The sequence below is a fragment of the Pseudomonas sp. 10-1B genome (assembly GCF_000935045.1).
Classification (GTDB): domain Bacteria; phylum Pseudomonadota; class Gammaproteobacteria; order Pseudomonadales; family Pseudomonadaceae; genus Aquipseudomonas.
On sequence record NZ_JYKS01000009.1, the window covers coordinates 1 to 16961 of the forward strand.

Annotated in this window: 9 protein-coding genes and 2 rRNA genes; 6 read left to right on the forward strand and 5 right to left on the reverse strand. The window is 61.1% G+C overall.

What is annotated here, in order from left to right:
* Positions 1–3948 (reverse strand): retention module-containing protein (locus TZ03_RS07505; protein ID WP_051096715.1); only part of this gene is annotated, 3948 nt, incomplete at its 3' end.
* Positions 3949–4896: 948 nt separating this feature from the next.
* On the opposite strand from TZ03_RS07505, the gene TZ03_RS07510 reads away from it, so the two are divergent.
* Complete coding sequence (locus TZ03_RS07510) at positions 4897–7053, forward strand: type I secretion system permease/ATPase (protein WP_024087966.1); 2157 nt, start codon at positions 4897–4899, stop codon at positions 7051–7053.
* Positions 7043–8419 (forward strand): HlyD family type I secretion periplasmic adaptor subunit, encoded by a 1377-nt coding sequence (locus TZ03_RS07515; protein WP_051096716.1) that lies wholly within the window; start codon positions 7043–7045, stop codon positions 8417–8419. Before TZ03_RS07510 ends, TZ03_RS07515 begins: the two co-directional genes overlap by 11 nt.
* A 226-nt stretch (positions 8420–8645) precedes the next feature.
* Here the strand turns inward: TZ03_RS07515 and lapD are convergent, their stop codons facing one another.
* Together lapD and lapG are read right to left on the reverse strand one after the other, a co-directional pair.
* The gene (gene lapD, locus TZ03_RS07520) at positions 8646–10592 is read right to left on the reverse strand and encodes a cyclic di-GMP receptor LapD (protein ID WP_051096717.1); all 1947 of its coding nucleotides are present in this window, start codon (positions 10590–10592) and stop codon (positions 8646–8648) included.
* Between the two features lie 10 nt (positions 10593–10602).
* Entirely contained in the window at positions 10603–11364 is a 762-nt protein-coding gene (gene lapG, locus TZ03_RS07525; RefSeq protein WP_177328443.1) for a cysteine protease LapG, read from the reverse strand.
* A gap of 204 nt (positions 11365–11568) precedes the next feature.
* Here lapG and TZ03_RS07530 point away from each other — a divergent pair, with 204 nt between their 5' ends.
* The 4 genes from TZ03_RS07530 to TZ03_RS07545 all read left to right on the forward strand — a co-directional run bounded on the left by TZ03_RS07530 (position 11569) and on the right by TZ03_RS07545 (position 16414).
* Positions 11569–12258, forward strand: a complete 690-nt coding sequence (locus TZ03_RS07530) for a GntR family transcriptional regulator (RefSeq protein ID WP_051096718.1) — start codon at positions 11569–11571, stop codon at positions 12256–12258.
* A gap of 111 nt (positions 12259–12369) precedes the next feature.
* Positions 12370–12873, forward strand: coding sequence for a sigma-70 family RNA polymerase sigma factor (locus TZ03_RS07535; RefSeq protein ID WP_051096719.1), 504 nt, complete (start codon positions 12370–12372; stop codon positions 12871–12873).
* Between the two features lie 4 nt (positions 12874–12877).
* Positions 12878–13834: a FecR domain-containing protein gene (locus tag TZ03_RS07540; RefSeq protein ID WP_051096720.1), complete on the forward strand. Its 957-nt coding sequence runs from the start codon at positions 12878–12880 to the stop codon at positions 13832–13834.
* Positions 13835–13999: 165 nt separating this feature from the next.
* The gene (locus tag TZ03_RS07545) at positions 14000–16414 is read left to right on the forward strand and encodes a TonB-dependent siderophore receptor (RefSeq protein WP_051096721.1); all 2415 of its coding nucleotides are present in this window, start codon (positions 14000–14002) and stop codon (positions 16412–16414) included.
* A gap of 164 nt (positions 16415–16578) precedes the next feature.
* On the opposite strand, the gene rrf (TZ03_RS07550) is transcribed toward TZ03_RS07545, so the two are convergent.
* Together rrf (TZ03_RS07550) and rrf (TZ03_RS07555) are read right to left on the reverse strand one after the other, a co-directional pair.
* Positions 16579–16694: ribosomal RNA gene (gene rrf / locus TZ03_RS07550) — 5S ribosomal RNA — on the reverse strand.
* Positions 16695–16803: 109 nt separating this feature from the next.
* Positions 16804–16919 (reverse strand): 5S ribosomal RNA (gene rrf / locus TZ03_RS07555).
* Positions 16920–16961: the final 42 nt, after the last annotated feature.

A 16961-nucleotide genomic window follows, 5' to 3' on the forward strand; every position in this document is an offset into this window, starting at 1 on the left:
CACGGTGACCGAGCCGGTGGTGCTGTTGGCCGGCACAGTGACCACGGTCTTGCCGTCGCTCAATGTGAAGTACAGCGTCGAGTGGTTATCGATCGGCAGCCCGTCTTTGTTGGTCAGCGTCACGGTGTAAGTGATCTCGCCGCCTTCGGTGACCGAGGCGGTGGCGGTCAGTTTGGCCACCACTTCGTTGATGGTATCGGTGACTTTCACCGAAGCCGGATCGCCCAACTGCAGGTTCTCGAAACCAGCACCCGTTACGTCAACCGCCGACTGGATACCCAGGACGATTTGGCCTGCATCCTGGTAAACGTCGTCGCCTTGAGCTTCGTGGGTGTATGGTTCGCTCGAAGTCTGGCCCGCCTTGATGGTCACGACCGCGTTGTTGCTCAGGGTCACGGTCAGGTCATGCGCCAGCACCGTGTTGATGTGCACGGTGAAGGTCGGCTTGACGTTCTCGGCAACCGAGTCCTGATCAGCGGTGATGGTGACCTTGACGATATCGCCTTCGTTGTTGCCGCCTGGGTTGCCTGGTGTACCCGGCTCATCGGTAACCTCGGTGCTGACCGGGGTCTTGTCCAGGGTCAGTTGCTCGAACTTCCACGCATCCGCACCGCTGACTGCAACGATGGCATTGACCACCGGGTCGTTGGCGCCCACATAGACGTTGTCTGGCGCAGTTACAGTTTCCGAGCCGGTAGTGCTGTTCGCTGGCACCAAGACCACGGTCTTGCCGTCACTCAGGGTGAAGTACAGGTCCGAGTGGTTATTGATCGGCAGACCATCTTTGTTGGTCAGCGTCACGGTGTAGGTGATCTCGCCGCCTTCGGTGACCGAGGCAGTCGCCGTCAGCTTGGCCACGACTTCGTCGATGGTATCGGTGACTTTCACCGAGGCCGGGTGACCCAGCTGCAGGTTCTCGAAGGTCGCGCCAGTGGCATCAACGGCCGATTGAATACCCAGGACGATTTGGCCAGCATCCTGGTAAACGTCGTCGCCTTGAGCCTCGTGGGTGTACGGTTCGCTCGAAGTCTGGCCCGCCTTGATGGTCACGACTGCGTTGTTGCTCAGGGTTACAGTCAGGTCATGCGCCAGTACCGTGTTGATGTGCACGGTGAAGGTCGGTTTGACGTTCTCGGCCACCGAGTCCTGGTCAGCGGTGATGGTGACCTTGACGATATCGCCTTCGTTGTTGCCGCCTGGGTTGCCTGGTGTACCCGGCTCATCGGTAACCTCGGTGCTGACCGGGGTCTTGTCCAGGGTCAGTTGCTCGAACTTCCACGCGTCCGCGCCGCTGACTGCCTCGATGGCGTTGACCACCGGGTCGTTCGCGCCCACATAGACGTTGTCTGGCGCAGTTACAGTTTCCGAGCCGGTAGTGCTGTTAGCTGGCACCAAGACCACAGTCTTGCCGTCACTCAGGGTGAAGTACAGGTCCGAGTGGTTATTGATCGGCAGACCATCTTTGTTGGTCAGCGTCACGGTGTAGGTGATCTCGCCGCCTTCGGTGACCGAGGCAGTCGCCGTCAGCTTGGCCACGACTTCGTCGATGGTATCGGTCACCTTGACCGAGGCATCGCCGCCCAGTTGCAGGTTCTCGAAGGCTCGACCATCGATATCCACTGCCGACTTGATACCCAGGCTGATTTCACCAGCATCCTGATAAACATCGTCGCCCTGTGCGTCATGGATGTACGGAGCGCTGGTCTGGCCTGCCTTGATGATGACCTGAGCATCGTTGCTCAGGGTCACGACCAGGTCATGATCCAGTGCAGTGTTGACGTGCACGGTGAAACTCGGTTTGACATTCTCGGCCACCGAGGCCTGATCTGCCGTGATGGTGACCTGTACCAGGTCACCCTGGTTACCGCTGCCCGGAGTGCCCGAGCCTGGCTCATCAGTTACCGAGGTGGTGACGGTATCGCCACTGAGCGTCAACTTCTCGAAGCTGTCTGCGCCCGATACCGACTCGAGTTTGTTGGCAATGGCAGCCTGACCACCGACATAAACATCATCGTTGACCGTGATGGTCGCGCTGCCCGAAGCGCTGTTGGCCGGGATGGTGACTTTCGTACCATCGGTGAGGGTGAAGGTCAGCGCGCCGTGCTGGGTGACGGACAAGCCCTGTGCATTGGTCAGCGTGACGGTGTAGGTCACCTGACCACCTTCAACCACACTAGCCTTGTCGACGGTCAAGGTAGCGACGACTTCGCTTATGGTGTCCGATATTTGAACGGTAGCCGGGCCGCCGAAGGTCAGCTTCTCGAAGGTGGCACCCGAAACGGTGGCGTCGGTAACGCTCAAGGTGACGGAGCCGGCATCCTTGATGACGTCATCGCCTTGGGCTGGGGTCTTGTATTCGACTTCAGTTTTGCCAGCCTGGATGGTCACTGTGTCGCCGTTCGACAGCGTTACGGTCAACGGACGGTCCAGCGCCTGGCTTACCTTCACAGTAAAGGAAGGCTGCTGGTCTTCAGTCACATTGCCATTGCTGACGATGCTTACGGTGACGGTATCGATGCTGTCGTTGATGACAGTCGCCGCCGGCGTCGGGTTGGGGGTCAGCTGTTCGAAGTTACCGCCTGTGGCGCTCTGGATGGTGACGCTGACGGTCGAACCGTTGTTGTAGACGTCGTTGGCCGGGGTCTGGAAGTCGACGCTGCCTTGGGTCTTGCCCGCTTCAACGGTGATGGTCTGGCCGTTGGACAGGGTCACGGTCACCGGGGTTTGAGCTGGATTGCTCAGGGTCACGGTGTAGGTGATCACGCCGCCTTCGGTCACCGACGGGTTCGCCGTCAGGGTCGCGGTGGTGATGTCGATCGAATCGTTGATCGTGGTCTGAGCCGGCGTCGGGTTGGGGGTCAGCTGTTCGAAGTTACCGCCCGTGGCGCTCTCGATGGTGACGCTGACGGTCGAACCGTTGTTGTAGACGTCGTTGGCCGGGGTCTGGAAGTCGACGCTGCCTTGGCTCTTGCCCGCTTCAATGGTGATGGTCTGGCCGTTGGACAGGGTCACGGTCACCGGCGTCTGGGCCGGGTTGCTCAGGGTCACGGTGTAGGTGATCACGCCGCCTTCGGTCACGCTTGGCGAAGCAGTCAGCGTAGCGGTGGTGGTGTCGATGGTATCAATGACCTGGGTAACCGCTGGTGTTTGCGGCAATGTCACCGTCAGCCCGTTGCCACCGGTGGTACCCGTTACGGTCGCCGAGATCTGACCGCCATCGATATACGGCGTGTCGTTCGCAGGGATAACGACGTTGACGCTACCGCTGGTCTGCCCGGCAGGAATGATGATTACAGCACCGTTGGACAGGGTGACGACCAGATTGGTAGTCGGCGCCTGGCCCACCGTGGCGGTATAAACGATCACGCCACCCGCTTCGCTGATGGAAGGAGTGGCGCCAAGAATCAGGTCGGTAGCGACGTTGGTATCGATCGTCGGCGTAGTCACCCGGTTGTTACTGGTGGTGTCTAGCACACCAACCTCTTCGCTACCGAGTACTGCAGCAAAGCCCGGCCCGTCAGTCGGGAAGCCGACGGTAGGGTCAACCCTGCCTGCCGTTTCTTCGAGCATAACGAAACTGTGCCCACCGCCCAGCGCACCGCCGCCTGTTGCCGACGGGCCGGCTGCGGTAGCTTCCAGTTCGGTGGTCGGGTCGACACCTGCAGCGATCGCCTGTTGCAGCTCTTCCACCGACGGTGCGGCCTGGGCGGTCGCCTGGCTCAGGTCGGTGCTGCTGTCAGGTGCATCGGCGCTCCACTGGCTGTCACGACCCAGGTCGAGCAGACGGCCGTCGGCCAGCTCCAAAGTAACCGCACCGCCCGGGCCAGTGAGCACTTCCTCACCGGCCAATAGACGATCCCCTTCGATGAGTACACGCCGGATGCCCTCTGGGGATACCGCGATAACCTGGCCGACAATACTTTTGACGATGGCTACAACGCTGCTCATTGGACTCTCCGTGCGACCCGATGGGGTACTTCCCTGCCAGAGCGGCACTTGTAGGCCACTTCAGGAGGAACTATGTCGATGATCTCTTGACGACTTCTGACGTCAATATTCCGTCTGCGACTAATTAAAATTACTTAACTGCCAAACTATTGACCTTATACATGTCATCCTAAACAATCAGCAATGTAATGTCACATTGATATTTGAACCTTAGCCAACCGTTTCTCAAGGACAAATGCCGTACATCAATTACAAGCGCATTCATCGGCCGGTTTGGGTACCTTTTCCATACCCCAGCAGCTGCACGTAATGCTGCCGGGAAACCGGCCATCGGCAATTGCCAAGGTTCAGGCGTCAATATTTCAGAGCTCTCCCGCTCGTCCAGGTGGCTGCTTGTCTACAAGCACGAACCTTGCCTGAAGACAGGCATGTAGTGGCCGTGGAACCAGGCAGAATCGGGCCCGTACGACAACGCAGGTCGCAAGGCCCCTCTCTGCTTTACGGAACCAAGACCAGCGACTTGCCGCAGATCAAAGAGATAGCGAACGACTGCGCGAATACTGCCAACCCGATAATGGCAAAGCATTGCAGATTATTGAATCCAGACCTGTCAGCGACCTGCTTTCTTATAGATGATTTTTGACTAATTAGTTCTAGATAAGCGCCAACAAGTCAGCGCCTGTTTCCTGACGGCGGTATATGTCGAAACCAAGCGCACCTCTGGCGCCAGTTGAATGGCAGGCTATGATGCCAACTAGCTTCAAGCTGATCCTGGCTGGATCAACAATGAAACATTCACTGCCCAGCTACGCTTGGTAAAAATGAAGCACGTAGAATTGTTTACTCATCGCCACGGTTTGACAGCACCATTGAACGCCAAGGTGAGCCGGCCCGTTCTGAATGACGGCACACCCACCCTATCCACCACAAGGATCAAGAGAGCGCCGCGTGGAATCCGAAGTCAGTCGAGTTCAACTCAGTCACGATCCACGCAGTCAGCATGACGATCCCCTGCTGGATAGTCTGTTGAGCCTGTGTGTCCTGCATCAGAAACCCGCCAGCCGGGTCATGCTGACCACCGGCCTGCCGCTGCCCGCCCAGCGCCTGAGCCCCGAGCTGCTGCCCCGCGCCGCCGCCCGGGCTGGCCTGCAGGGGCGCCTGCTGCAGCGCAAGCTGGAGCAAATCCCGGGCATCGCTATGCCGGCCATGCTGCTGCTCAAGGAAGGCCGCAGCGCCGTCCTGCTGGGCTGGGAGAACGAAGACACCGCGCGCCTGCTGCTCAGCGAGAGCGACGGCGGCGAGGTGCATGTCAGCCGCGAAGCCTTGCAAAGCGACTACAGTGGCCGGGTGTTCTTCGCCCAGCCGCAGCACAAGTTCGACGTCAACCACGGTAACCTCATCCCGCGGGCCAAGTCGTGGTTCCGCGATACCCTGCTGCGCAGCAAGTGGCTGTACATCGATGCCATCGCCGCCAGCCTGGTGATCAACCTGATCGCCCTGGCCGCGCCGCTGTTCGTGATGAACGTGTATGACCGCGTGGTGCCCAACCAGGCCACTGCGACGCTTTGGGTGCTGGCCGTCGGCATCGCCGGCGCCTACATCTTCGACCTGATCCTCAAGGGCTTGCGTGGCTTGTGCCTGGACCTGGCCGGCAAGAAGACCGACCTGATCATTTCGGCGACCCTTTTCGAACGCATCGTCGGCATGTCGATGAAGTACCGCCCGGCACGGGTCGGCAGTTTTGCCCAGAACATTCACGAGTTCCAGGGCCTGCGCGACTTCCTCGCCTCGCTGACCCTGACCAGCCTGATCGACCTGCCGTTCACCATCCTGATCCTGATCGTCATCGCCATCATTGGCGGGCACCTGGTATGGATCCCGATCATCGCCTTCCCGTTGGCCCTGGGCATCGGCTACGCCCTGCAACGGCCGCTGATGGCGACCATGGAGCGGACCATGGCCCTGGCCTCGGAGCGCCAATCCAGCTTGATCGAGACCTTGGCCGGCCTGGATGCGGTGAAGGTCAACAATGCCGAAAGCGAACGCCAGTACATGTGGGAGCAGACCCTCGGCACCCTCAGCCGCCTGGAACTGCGCGTGAAGGTGCTGTCGAGCCTGGCGATGAACATCACCCTGCTGATCCAGCAACTGGCGGGCGTGGCGATGATCTGCACCGGCGTGTACCTGATCATCGACGGCAACCTGAGCATGGGGGGCCTGGTGGCCTGCTACATGCTCAGTGGCCGGGCCCTCGGCCCACTAGGCCAGCTCAACGGCCTGCTCGCCCGCTACCAGCAGGCCAAGGTGACCATGGTCTCCACCGACCACATGATGGAATTACCGCAAGAGCGCAACTTCGAGGAGCGGCCACTGAGCCGCAAGGTGCTGCAGGGCAGTGTCGAGTTCCGCGGGGTCGACTTCACCTATCCGAACCAGCAGAACCTGGCCCTCAAGAACATCAACCTGACCATCCGCCCCGGTGAAAAGGTGGGCATCATCGGCCGCAGCGGTTCGGGCAAGAGCTCGCTGGCCAAGCTCATCGTCGGCCTGTACGAGGCCGATGGTGGCTCGCTGCTGGTCGATGGCGTGGACATTCGCCAGATCGACGTCAGCGAACTGCGCCACAACATCGGCTACGTCCCCCAGGACATCCAACTGTTGGCCGGCACCCTGCGCGACAACCTGGTCAGCGGTGCCCGCTACATCGAGGATGAGATGATCCTGCAGGCGGCCGAGCTGGCCGGCGTGCATGAGTTCGCCCGGCTACACCCGGACGGCTACGAGCTGCAAGTGGGTGAACGCGGGCAGAACCTGTCCGGCGGCCAGCGGCAGAACGTTGCCCTGGGCCGTGCACTGCTGCTCAACCCGCAGATTCTGCTGCTGGATGAGCCGACCAGCGCCATGGACAACACCGGTGAAGAACGCCTCAAGCAGCGCCTGCAAGCGGTGGTGGAAAACAAGACGGTACTGCTGGTCACGCACCGTGCCTCGCTGCTGTCGCTGGTGGACCGGCTGATCGTCATCGATCGCGGGCAGATTGTCGCCGACGGCCCGAAAGCCGCGGTCATGGATGCGCTGAAGAAGGGGCAGATCAGTGTCGCATAAGCTGGAAGTGGGGCAATTCAAGAATGGCCTGCGCCGCTATTTCAAAGGCTCCGACTCGCTGGGCGGCCAGCCGCTGCCCGAGGTCAGCAAGGCCCTGATCGAAGACGCGCCGCGGGTTGTGCGGCTGACCATCTGGGGCGTGATCCTGTTCTTCGTGTTCCTGATCGTGTGGGCCAGCGTCGCTCCCATCGACGAAGTCACACGGGGCGAAGGCAAGGCCATTCCATCCTCCAAGGTGCAGAAGATCCAGAACCTGGAGGGCGGGATCGTTGCCGAGATCTTCGCCAAGGAAGGGGAGATCGTCGAAGTGGGCCAGCCATTGTTGCGCCTGGATGAAACCCGCTTCGCCTCCAACGTAGGCGAAACCGAGGCCGACCGCCTGGCCATGGCCTTGCGGGTCGAGCGCCTGAGTGCCGAGGTCGGGGACAGCCCGCTGAAAATCGATGAGGCGCTACGCAAAGCCGCGCCAAACCAGGCAGCCAGCGAAGAGTCGCTGTACCAGAGCCGGCGCCAGCAATTGCAGGACGAGATTGGCGGCCTGCAGCAGCAGCTGGTCCAGCGCCAGCAGGAACTGCGCGAATACAGCTCCAAACGCGCCCAGTACGCCAACAGCCTGGGACTGCTGCGCAAAGAGATCAGCATGTCTGAGCCACTGGTGGCCACCGGTGCGATCTCCCAGGTCGAGGTGCTGCGCCTGCGCCGTGCCGAAGTGGAGAACCGCGGCCAGCTGGATTCCACTGCACTGGCCATACCACGAGCCGAGGCGGCCATCCGCGAAGTGCAGAGCAAGATCGAAGAGACCCGCGGCAAATTCCGCAGCGAAGCGCTGACCCAGCTGAACGAGGCGCGCACCGAGCTGAACAAGGCCACCGCCACCAGCAAGGCGCTGGACGATCGGGTGCACCGCACCATGGTCACTTCGCCAGTGCGCGGTATCGTCAAGCAACTGCTGGTGAACACCATTGGCGGGGTGATCCAGCCTGGCAGCGATATCATCGAAATCGTGCCGCTGGACGACTCTCTGGTTGTCGAAGCGAAGATCCTGCCCAAGGACATCGCCTTCCTGCATCCGGGCCAGGAAGCGACAGTCAAGTTCACGGCCTATGACTACACCATCTACGGTGGGCTCAAGGCCAAGCTGGAGCAGATCGGCGCCGACACCATCACCGATGAAGACAAGAAGACCACCTACTACCTGATCAAGCTGCGCACCGATCGCAGCCACCTGGGGACTGACGAGAAACCGCTGCTGATCATTCCGGGGATGGTGGCGACGGTGGATATCATGACCGGCAAGAAGACCATCATGAGCTACCTGCTCAAGCCGATCATGAAGGCGCGTTCGGAGGCGCTGCGCGAGCGTTGATGATCCTGGCCACTGTATTCAGTGGCCCCTCTGGCCTTATCGCCGGCAAGCCAGCTCCCACAGGTACAGCGCATGCCTTGAGTTTTGCGCTGTACCTGTGGGAGCTGGCTTGCCGGCGATAGGGCTGCGCAGCAGCCCCAGAAATTGATGCAGTGAAGCGGAAATTCTGGGGCCGCTCTGCGGCCCTTTCGCGACACAAGGCCGCTCCCACAAGGGACCGTGTGCCTCACCCCCAAGGCGTAGGCTCGCCCACCAGTTGCCCCTGAATCCCGCTCACGCCCATCTCCTGCAACACCAACCGCTCCCCTTTCGTTTCGACCCGCTCGGCAATCAACGGCAGGTCGATGCTGTGTGCCGCGCGCTGGATCGCTTCGATGAACAGCCGCTTGTGTTGTTCATGGTCGATGTTGCGGATATAACTGCCGTCGATCTTCAGGTACGCCAGGCCCAGGTGCGCGAGGTTGCCGATCATGCTGAAGCGCCCGCCAAAGCGTTGCAGCGCCAGGCCGAAGCCGAGCGCGTGCAGGCGCCGGGTCAGTTGCTCGAGGGCGGATTGCTCGGGCAACTGCTCTTCGCCGATCTCGAAGATCAGGCGTGGCCCCAGCGCCGTATGCTGGCCCAGCAGTTCGTAGACACGCTGCAGGGCCTTGGGGTCGGCCAGGGTGGCAGCAGACAGGTTCAGCGCCAGCACCTGGTCATGCCCACGCAGGTGCGCCAGTACTTTCTCCAGCACCAACATGTCCAACCGCGACATCCAGCCGAAGCGCTCCAACCAAGGCAGGAAGCGCCCCGCCGGCAGTGCCTCGCCCTGGCTATCCTTCAAGCGCGAAATCACCTTGTGGTGCAGCACCCGTTGCCCAGTGCCGCAATCCACTACCGGCTGGAAGAACAGTTCGAAATGCCCGTTGGTGAACGCCTGGTCGAGCCGTTCATGCCAGGCATGCTGGCTGTCTGCGGCAACTGCGGCGACACCTTGTTCAAGGCATACCCAGCCCGGCGTCGGCTGGTTCTCAGCACGGGCCAGGGCCTCGTCGGCAAGCTTGAGCAGCGCCTGGGGGGCGTCACCGGGGCTGTAGGGCGCAAGGCCGATGCAGGCCACCGGGTCGATATCACTGGCGCCGGTTCCATGCAGGCTCTGCAACGTCGCTTCCAGGGCCTGGGCGAGCTGCACCGCCTCTTCATGCACCATGCCCGGCGCCAGCACGGCAAACTCGCCACCGCGGCTACGGGAAATCAGGTCGTTGGTTTCCGGGTAGCTGGCACAGGTGCGGCGCAGTTGCTCCCCCACGGCCTGCAACAACTGGTCGGTACGCTGGCCACCCAGTCGGGCATTCAACCCTGCCAGCCCCTGGACCCGCAGTAATAGCAGGTAGCCGGCGCGCGCTTCCTCCAGGTTGCTTACCCGGGTGTTCAACTGCATCTCGAAATAGCGGCGGTTGGACAGCCCGGTCAGGCTGTCCTGGTAGGACTCGGCACGCAACCGTTCACTGCGCTCGGCCTGCTCGGTGAACAGTGCCTTGAGCTTCTCGACCATCTGATTCATCGCCTGCACCACGCGGCGCAGTTCTGGCGTGCGCGGCAGTTCAGGCAGGCTGAGGAACTCGCGACGGGCAATGGCGTGGGACTGCTCGACCATGTAGTCCAGCGGCCGCAACTGGCGGCGCAACAGCAACGCGCCGAGCACGGCACTGGCCGCGCCGCACAGCAGCAACCAGCCCAGGCTGCCAAGGGCGCTTTGCCATAGCTTGGCAATGGCGAACATCGGGTGGCTGATCACTTCAACGCGCGCTGCCTGCTGCCAGCCGCGGCTGACGATGGCATCGCCACCGGCGGCCTCGAGGCCGATCAGGTGCACGAACCAGCGCGGGACACCGGCAGGATCAGGCTCGGCGTGACGCTCCACCAGTACGGCATTGGACCCCAGGTCGACGACCTTGATGCTTGCGTAATAACCACTGTCGAAGATCGAACTGACCATCAACTCGACCATCGCCGGGTCGTCGATATTCGGCGTCAGCGACAGCGCCAGCGCGGTAGCCGCATCCTGGGCGTGCGAGCGCAACTGGTTGACGTACTGGCTGCGCGAACTTTCCAGGCTGACCATGAAACTGCCACTGAAGGCGACCACCAGGAACAGGCAAATGGCCAACAGCAATTGTTTGAACAGTGACATCTGTGCTCCTTCAGTAAACCGGCTCGGCCGGAAACCCTTCGGCCTGCATTTTCTTCAGCAGATCCTGCCAGCGTGACAGCCGCTTGGTATCGCCGACCTTCTTGTTGCCTGCGGCCCCCGTCAGCCACAGCCCTTCGCCATTGAAGGCGTATACCGGCAGCAGGTCGGGACGCTGGCTGGCCGGCTTGATGGCATCCATCAGGCTGTCGAGCACCAGGGGTTGTGCCTGTGGGCTTGAATAATAGGTCAGGACCATGTGCGCCCGGTTCTGCCGCAATGCCTTGACGTAGGTGATGCGCAGTTTCTCGCTCGGGATACCCATACGCCGCAGGCTGAAATACTTGGCGATGGCGTAGTCCTCGCAGTCCCCTGCGCCCTTGATCAGAGCCTGCACAGGCGTGGCCCAGTAATCGACCTCATGCCACAGGTCGATGTCTTCGACATAGCGCAATTGCTGGTTGAAGAAACGGTTGGCCGCCTGCAACCGCTCAAGCTCCGTGCCCTGCTTCTGCGTGGCCATCAGGTTCTGCCAGGCATCGATACGGCCCTTCCCGGCACCCAGCGGGCCGTACAGGGCCTGTGACTTGCGGCTGATCTGGGAAAAATCCCAATCCGCATGCAAGCCGCCCAGCAGCAAACTGCCCAGCAGCGCGGCCAGGACGGCACGTTGCACAACGGTTTTGAGCATCCAGGATATCGCCACTGCGAAGCCCTGTTCAGGCCAGTCGAAAGCAGCGATGGTGCGGCTTGCCACGGCAAAAGACAATGGCACCCTGCAATCATGCACCCTCTGGTCAGCCGACCTACACTTTCTAATTATATCCCTCTATAGGCCGCTTCCTTTGGCAGGCGACTTCATCCACCATAGCCGCGCTTTTGGGGCGCTCGTTCCACTGCGGGTACAGGTTTGACACCCCCATGAGCTATCACTAGTGTCATTGGATCCAACTTTAGTCATCGTTGAGGCAGGCGTCGCGTGGCCGAAAAAATCAAATTGAGCAATGTGCTGGCCAGCGAGCAACTGTTGCCGCACCAGGCCCGTGGCGTGATCGAAGAACGCCTGCGCAGCGCCATTCTCGATGGCCGCTTGCCCCCAGGTACTGCTGTGCGACAACAAGAGCTGGCCACCTTGTTCGGCGTCAGCCGCATGCCCGTGCGTGAAGCCCTGCGCCAGCTCGAAGCGCAATCGCTGCTGAAAGTGGAGATGCACAAAGGTGCGGTGGTTGCGCCATTGATCGGCGAGGATGCGGTGGACACCTATGCCCTGCGCGTCCTGCTCGAAAGCGAGGCGCTGCGCCAGTCCATCCCGCTGCTCGATGCCAGCGACATCGCCAGCGCTCGCGGGTATATCCAGCAACTGGAGAACGAAACCCGGCATGCCGAAATCGGCCGCCTGAACCGCCTGTTCCACATGACGTTGTACAACAAGGCGCCGAACAAGAAGCTGCTGCGCCTGATCGAGAACGAATTGAACGAGGAAGAGCGCTTCCTGCGTTTTCATCTTTCGTCCATGGGCCTGGGCAAGCTTACCCAGGACGACCACAACGCACTGGTGGACGCAGCCAGCGACAAGCTGGTGGACAAGGCGATAGCGGTGCTGGAACAGCACCTGAATACCGCGGCACGGGTAATCCGCAAGTACCTGGATACGCAACTGAGGCGCTGATGCGTGGGTGACTGCACGCACGGCGCAGTCAGATGGGTTGCAAATTGATTGAGCCGCGCCAACAATGAGACTAATTATCATTCATGTCCATTGATGCCAGCGCCCTCCTCCATGCCCAGCAACGACTCCGTGCAAACGCTCTACAGTGACCACCACGGCTGGCTGCATGCCTGGCTGCGCAGCAAGCTGGGCAATGCCGCCGATGCCGCCGATCTGGCCCAGGACACCTTCGTGCGCCTGCTGCAGCGTCGCGAGCAGCTGCAGTTGAACACACCCAGGGCCTTCTTGCGCACGGTTGCGCGCGGGCTGGTGATCGATCACTGGCGCCGCGAGGAGCTGCACAGGGCCTACCTCGAGGCACTGGCCCACATGCCGGAAGCACAAGCCCCTTCGGCCGAAACCCGCGAGCTGCTGCTGGAGTTGCTGGAGCGCATAGCGCGCATGCTCGATGGTCTCAAGCCCAAAGTACGTCGCGCGTTCCTGCTGGCCCAATGCGAGGGGCTGAAGCACCAGGCCATCGCCGAGCAGATGGGGATATCCGTGCGTACCGTGGAGCGTTACATCGCCGATGCGCTCTACCATTGCTACGTCCTGCGCTATGAAGACGAGTGCTGAAGCGATGACCGCCGCACACCCTGGGGCAACAGCGGTCAAACAGGCCATCCAGTGGATGCTGAGGCTGCGCGAGAGCGGCCATGACCCTGCCCTGCAGCAACAGTGCGCGCAATGGCGCAGTGCCCGCCACGAACACGAACAGGCCTGGCAACGAGTGCTGCACTTGCACCAGGAGCTCGACCTGCGTGCCATCCCCGGCGCCGGGGTCGCCTTGCAGACTCTGGAAACCAGCCAACGGCGCCTGCACCGCCGGCAGGCGCTGAAGCTGCTTGGCGGCGTTGCCATGGCGGGGTCGGCTGCATGGCTGGGCAAAGACCTCGATGCGTTCAGCGCCTGGGCAGCAGACTATGCCACCGGTACGGGTGAACGACGCAGCTTCCCGCTTGCCGATGGCTCGCTGATGCAACTCAATACCCGCAGTGCCGTGGACGTGGTTTTCAATGACCAGCAGCACCTGATCCGCTTAAAGCAGGGGGAACTGATGATTACCTGCAATTCGCAGCGTCCCTTGCTGGTACAAACTCGCGACGCGTTGCTGGAAGGGTTCGAAGGGCGCTTTGTGGCACGTCAGGACAGCGACTGTACTCGGGTCAGCGTCAGTCACGGCAAAGTGGCGATACACCGGCCCGGCAATGGCCAACTGCAGTGGATCGAAAGCGGCCAGAACTGGCGCCTGGATGCTCAAGGTGCGCACCGGCTGGAAAGCGTGGACATGGACGCGATGGCCTGGAGCGAAGGGCTGATCGTCACCCGGGACATGCGCCTGTTCGACTTCCTCGCACAGGTCAGCCGTTATCGCCATGGCTACCTGGCCTGCAGCGACGAGATCGCCGATTTGCGCCTGTCGGGTGTGTTCCGCCTGGAAGACCCCGAGCAACTGCTGCAGTTGCTCCCACGCACGCTACCTGTGCGGGTTCGCCAACGTACACGCTGGTGGGTGCGGGTGGAGGGCCTGGCCTGATCAGGCTTTTCTGGTTTTTGGCGGGTTTTCAACGCCGGTCCGGCTAGGACAGTAAGCGACACCTTCTGCCCTCAACACCTCAACGGACCACTCATGCCTATCACCCCGGTGCAAACGCACACGTACAACACGAATGATTTTCGACCTGTCTTGCAATCCGCACTATTGCGCAAGGCCGTCCGCGCTGCCCTGTTTGGCACCGCCTTGGGCCTGACAGCAGCCCCGCAACTCTCCGTGGCGGCTGAAACAGCGCAGGTGAGCCATCACTATGCGATCCCGGCCGGACAGCTGGATGACGTGCTTAACCAGTTCGCTCGTCAAGCGGGCATCACCCTGTCAAGCACGCCTCAGCTCACCGATGGCCTGCAGTCCAACGGCCTGCAGGGGCAGTACGCCACCGATCAGGCCCTACGCCAGCTGCTCAATGGCAGCGGCCTGGAAGCCGTCAGCCAGGGCGGACGCAGCTACGTGCTGCAGGCACAACCGCAGGACGCAGCTCTGTCATTGCCAGACACCGATATCCGAAGCTTTACCCTCGGCAATGCACTAGGCAGCACCGAAGGTTACAACGCCACGCACAGCCAGGTAGCAACCAAGACCAGCATGCCGTTGGTGGAAACGTCCCAATCCGTTTCGGTGGTTACCCGCCAGCAGATTGACGACCAAGGCTCGCAGACCGTTGCCCAGGCCATGCGTTACACGCCTGGGGTACTGACCAACCCATACGGTGCGACCCATCGCTATGACTATGTGGCCATGCGCGGTTTCAACGACGGTTCGGTGGACAATATCTACGTCGACGGGCTCAAGTCGATGGGGGACAACGGCACCTACAGCACCATGCAGGTGGACCCGTACTTCCTCGAACGCATCGACATTCTGAAAGGGCCGTCTTCGGTACTGTACGGCCGAAGCTCGCCGGGAGGGCTGGTGGCACTGACCACCAAGAAGCCGCTGTTTACCCCCTACCATCAGGTCCAGGCCACGGTCGGCACCCAGGGCCAGCGTGGCATGGGTTTCGACTTCAGCGGCCCTGTGGATGACGATAAGCGCATCGCTTATCGCCTGACAGGCCTGGCGGATGCTTCCGACACGCAGTTCGACCACAACAAGGAAGAACGCTACGCCATCGCGCCGGCCGTCAGCATCGACTTCACCGAAGACACCTCGCTCACCTTGCAGGCCTATCTGCAGCACGATCCCAACGGCGGCTACCACGGCGGCAACCCGGCAGACGGCATGCTGCACAAGCGCAACGGCTTGCGCCTGTCAGACCACTTCTTCGAGGGCGAGCCGGGTATCGACAATTACGAGCGCACCCAACAGTCCTTCAGCTACCAGTTCGAGCATCGCTTCAACGATGTCTTCACCGCGCGGCAGAACTTCCGCTACCAGGATTCCGACGTGTCGATGGACCAGGTGTACTCGGCCGGTTGGGCAGATGCCGACAGCAATATCCTCAACCGCGCCTATACCGGTGGCGATGAGCGCCTGCATTCGTACATCATCGACAACATGCTGCAGGCAGAATTCTTCACTGGAGCCGCCAAGCACACCCTGTTGCTGGGCGCCGACTACCAACGGCGCAAGGCCGACGTGACGTGGCGTTATGGTACGGTCGACCCTCTGGATGCCGGCAACCCGCAGTACGGCAATGGCAACCTTCAGGTGCTGGGCGAAAACCGCTACCAGCGGCGCTTGCAGCAAACAGGTGTGTACCTGCAGGACCTGGTGGAGCTGGACCAGTGGCGCTTCTCTTTGGGGCTGCGCCAAGACTGGGTGAAGGTGTCCGAGGAGAATCGCGACAGCAACACCAAGGTCAGCGATCAACGCTCCAAGTTCACTACCCGGGCTGGGGTGCTCTACCTGTTCGAGAACGGCATTGCGCCGTATGTCAGCTACTCGGAGTCGTTCAACCCCAATACCGTCTCCGACCAGGAAGGCCGCCCGCTGGCACCGACCGAGGGCACGCAATGGGAAGCCGGCATCAAGTATCAGCCACCGGGCAGCGACAACCTGTTCACCGCATCGGTGTTCCGCATCGAGCAGGAGAACCTGGCCTCGAAACAGCCTGATGAAGACTTCTATCGCCCTGTAGGCCAAGTTCGCTCGCAAGGGCTGGAGCTTGAGGCCCATGTGCAGCTGACCGACAGCCTCAAGCTGCTGGGTGGCTATACCTTTACCGATATTGAGTATTCCAAGTCGATGCCGAGCCTGGTGTCGGGCAACCTGGACAACAAGGGCAATTCGCCAACCCAGGCGCCGAAGCAGATGTTCTCGCTGTGGGCTGATTACAACTTCCGCCAGGGGGCCCTGGATGGCCTGCGGCTGGGCGGTGGGGTGCGGTATGTGGGATACAGCTGGGTGGATGCGGAAAACAGCATGAAGGTGCCCTCCTACACCCTGCTCGACGCCTCGATCGGCTATGACCTGGGCAAGGTCGGCCTCACGGGCGTGGATGTGCGCCTGAACGCCAATAATCTTACCAATGAAAGCTACATCACCTCGTGTGCCAGCCTGAACTACTGCTACATGGGTGAAGAGCGCAACGTCAGCGCAACGGTCAGCTATCAGTTCTGACCTGACGACGGCCGCGAATACACGGTTTTGTAGGAGCGGCCTTGTGTCGCGATCGGGCGCGCAGCGGCCGCAATCCAGGCGCCGCGGTTTTGTACGCTGGGAGCTTTAGGCCCGGAAAAGACAAAGCCCCTGTCTGCATCGCAGACAGGGGCTTTGGGTTTGAATCTTGACGATGACCTACTCTCACATGGGGAAACCCCACACTACCATCGGCGATGCATCGTTTCACTGCTGAGTTCGGGATGGGATCAGGTGGTTCCAATGCTCTATGGTCGTCAAGAAATTCTGTGTGCTGGCCCGTCCCTCGGACGTACCTGCGAATCTCTGTAGTTCCTACTTAAAGACAAAACCCCTACCTGCATGCGCAGATAGGGGTTTTGCGAAATGAATCTTGACGATGACCTACTCTCACATGGGGAAACCCCACACTACCATCGGCGATGCATCGTTTCACTGCTGAGTTCGGGATGGGATCAGGTGGTTCCAATGCTCTATGGTCGTCAAGAAATTCTGTTGCCAGAATGTCCAGATGGACAGCCCAGCGAAT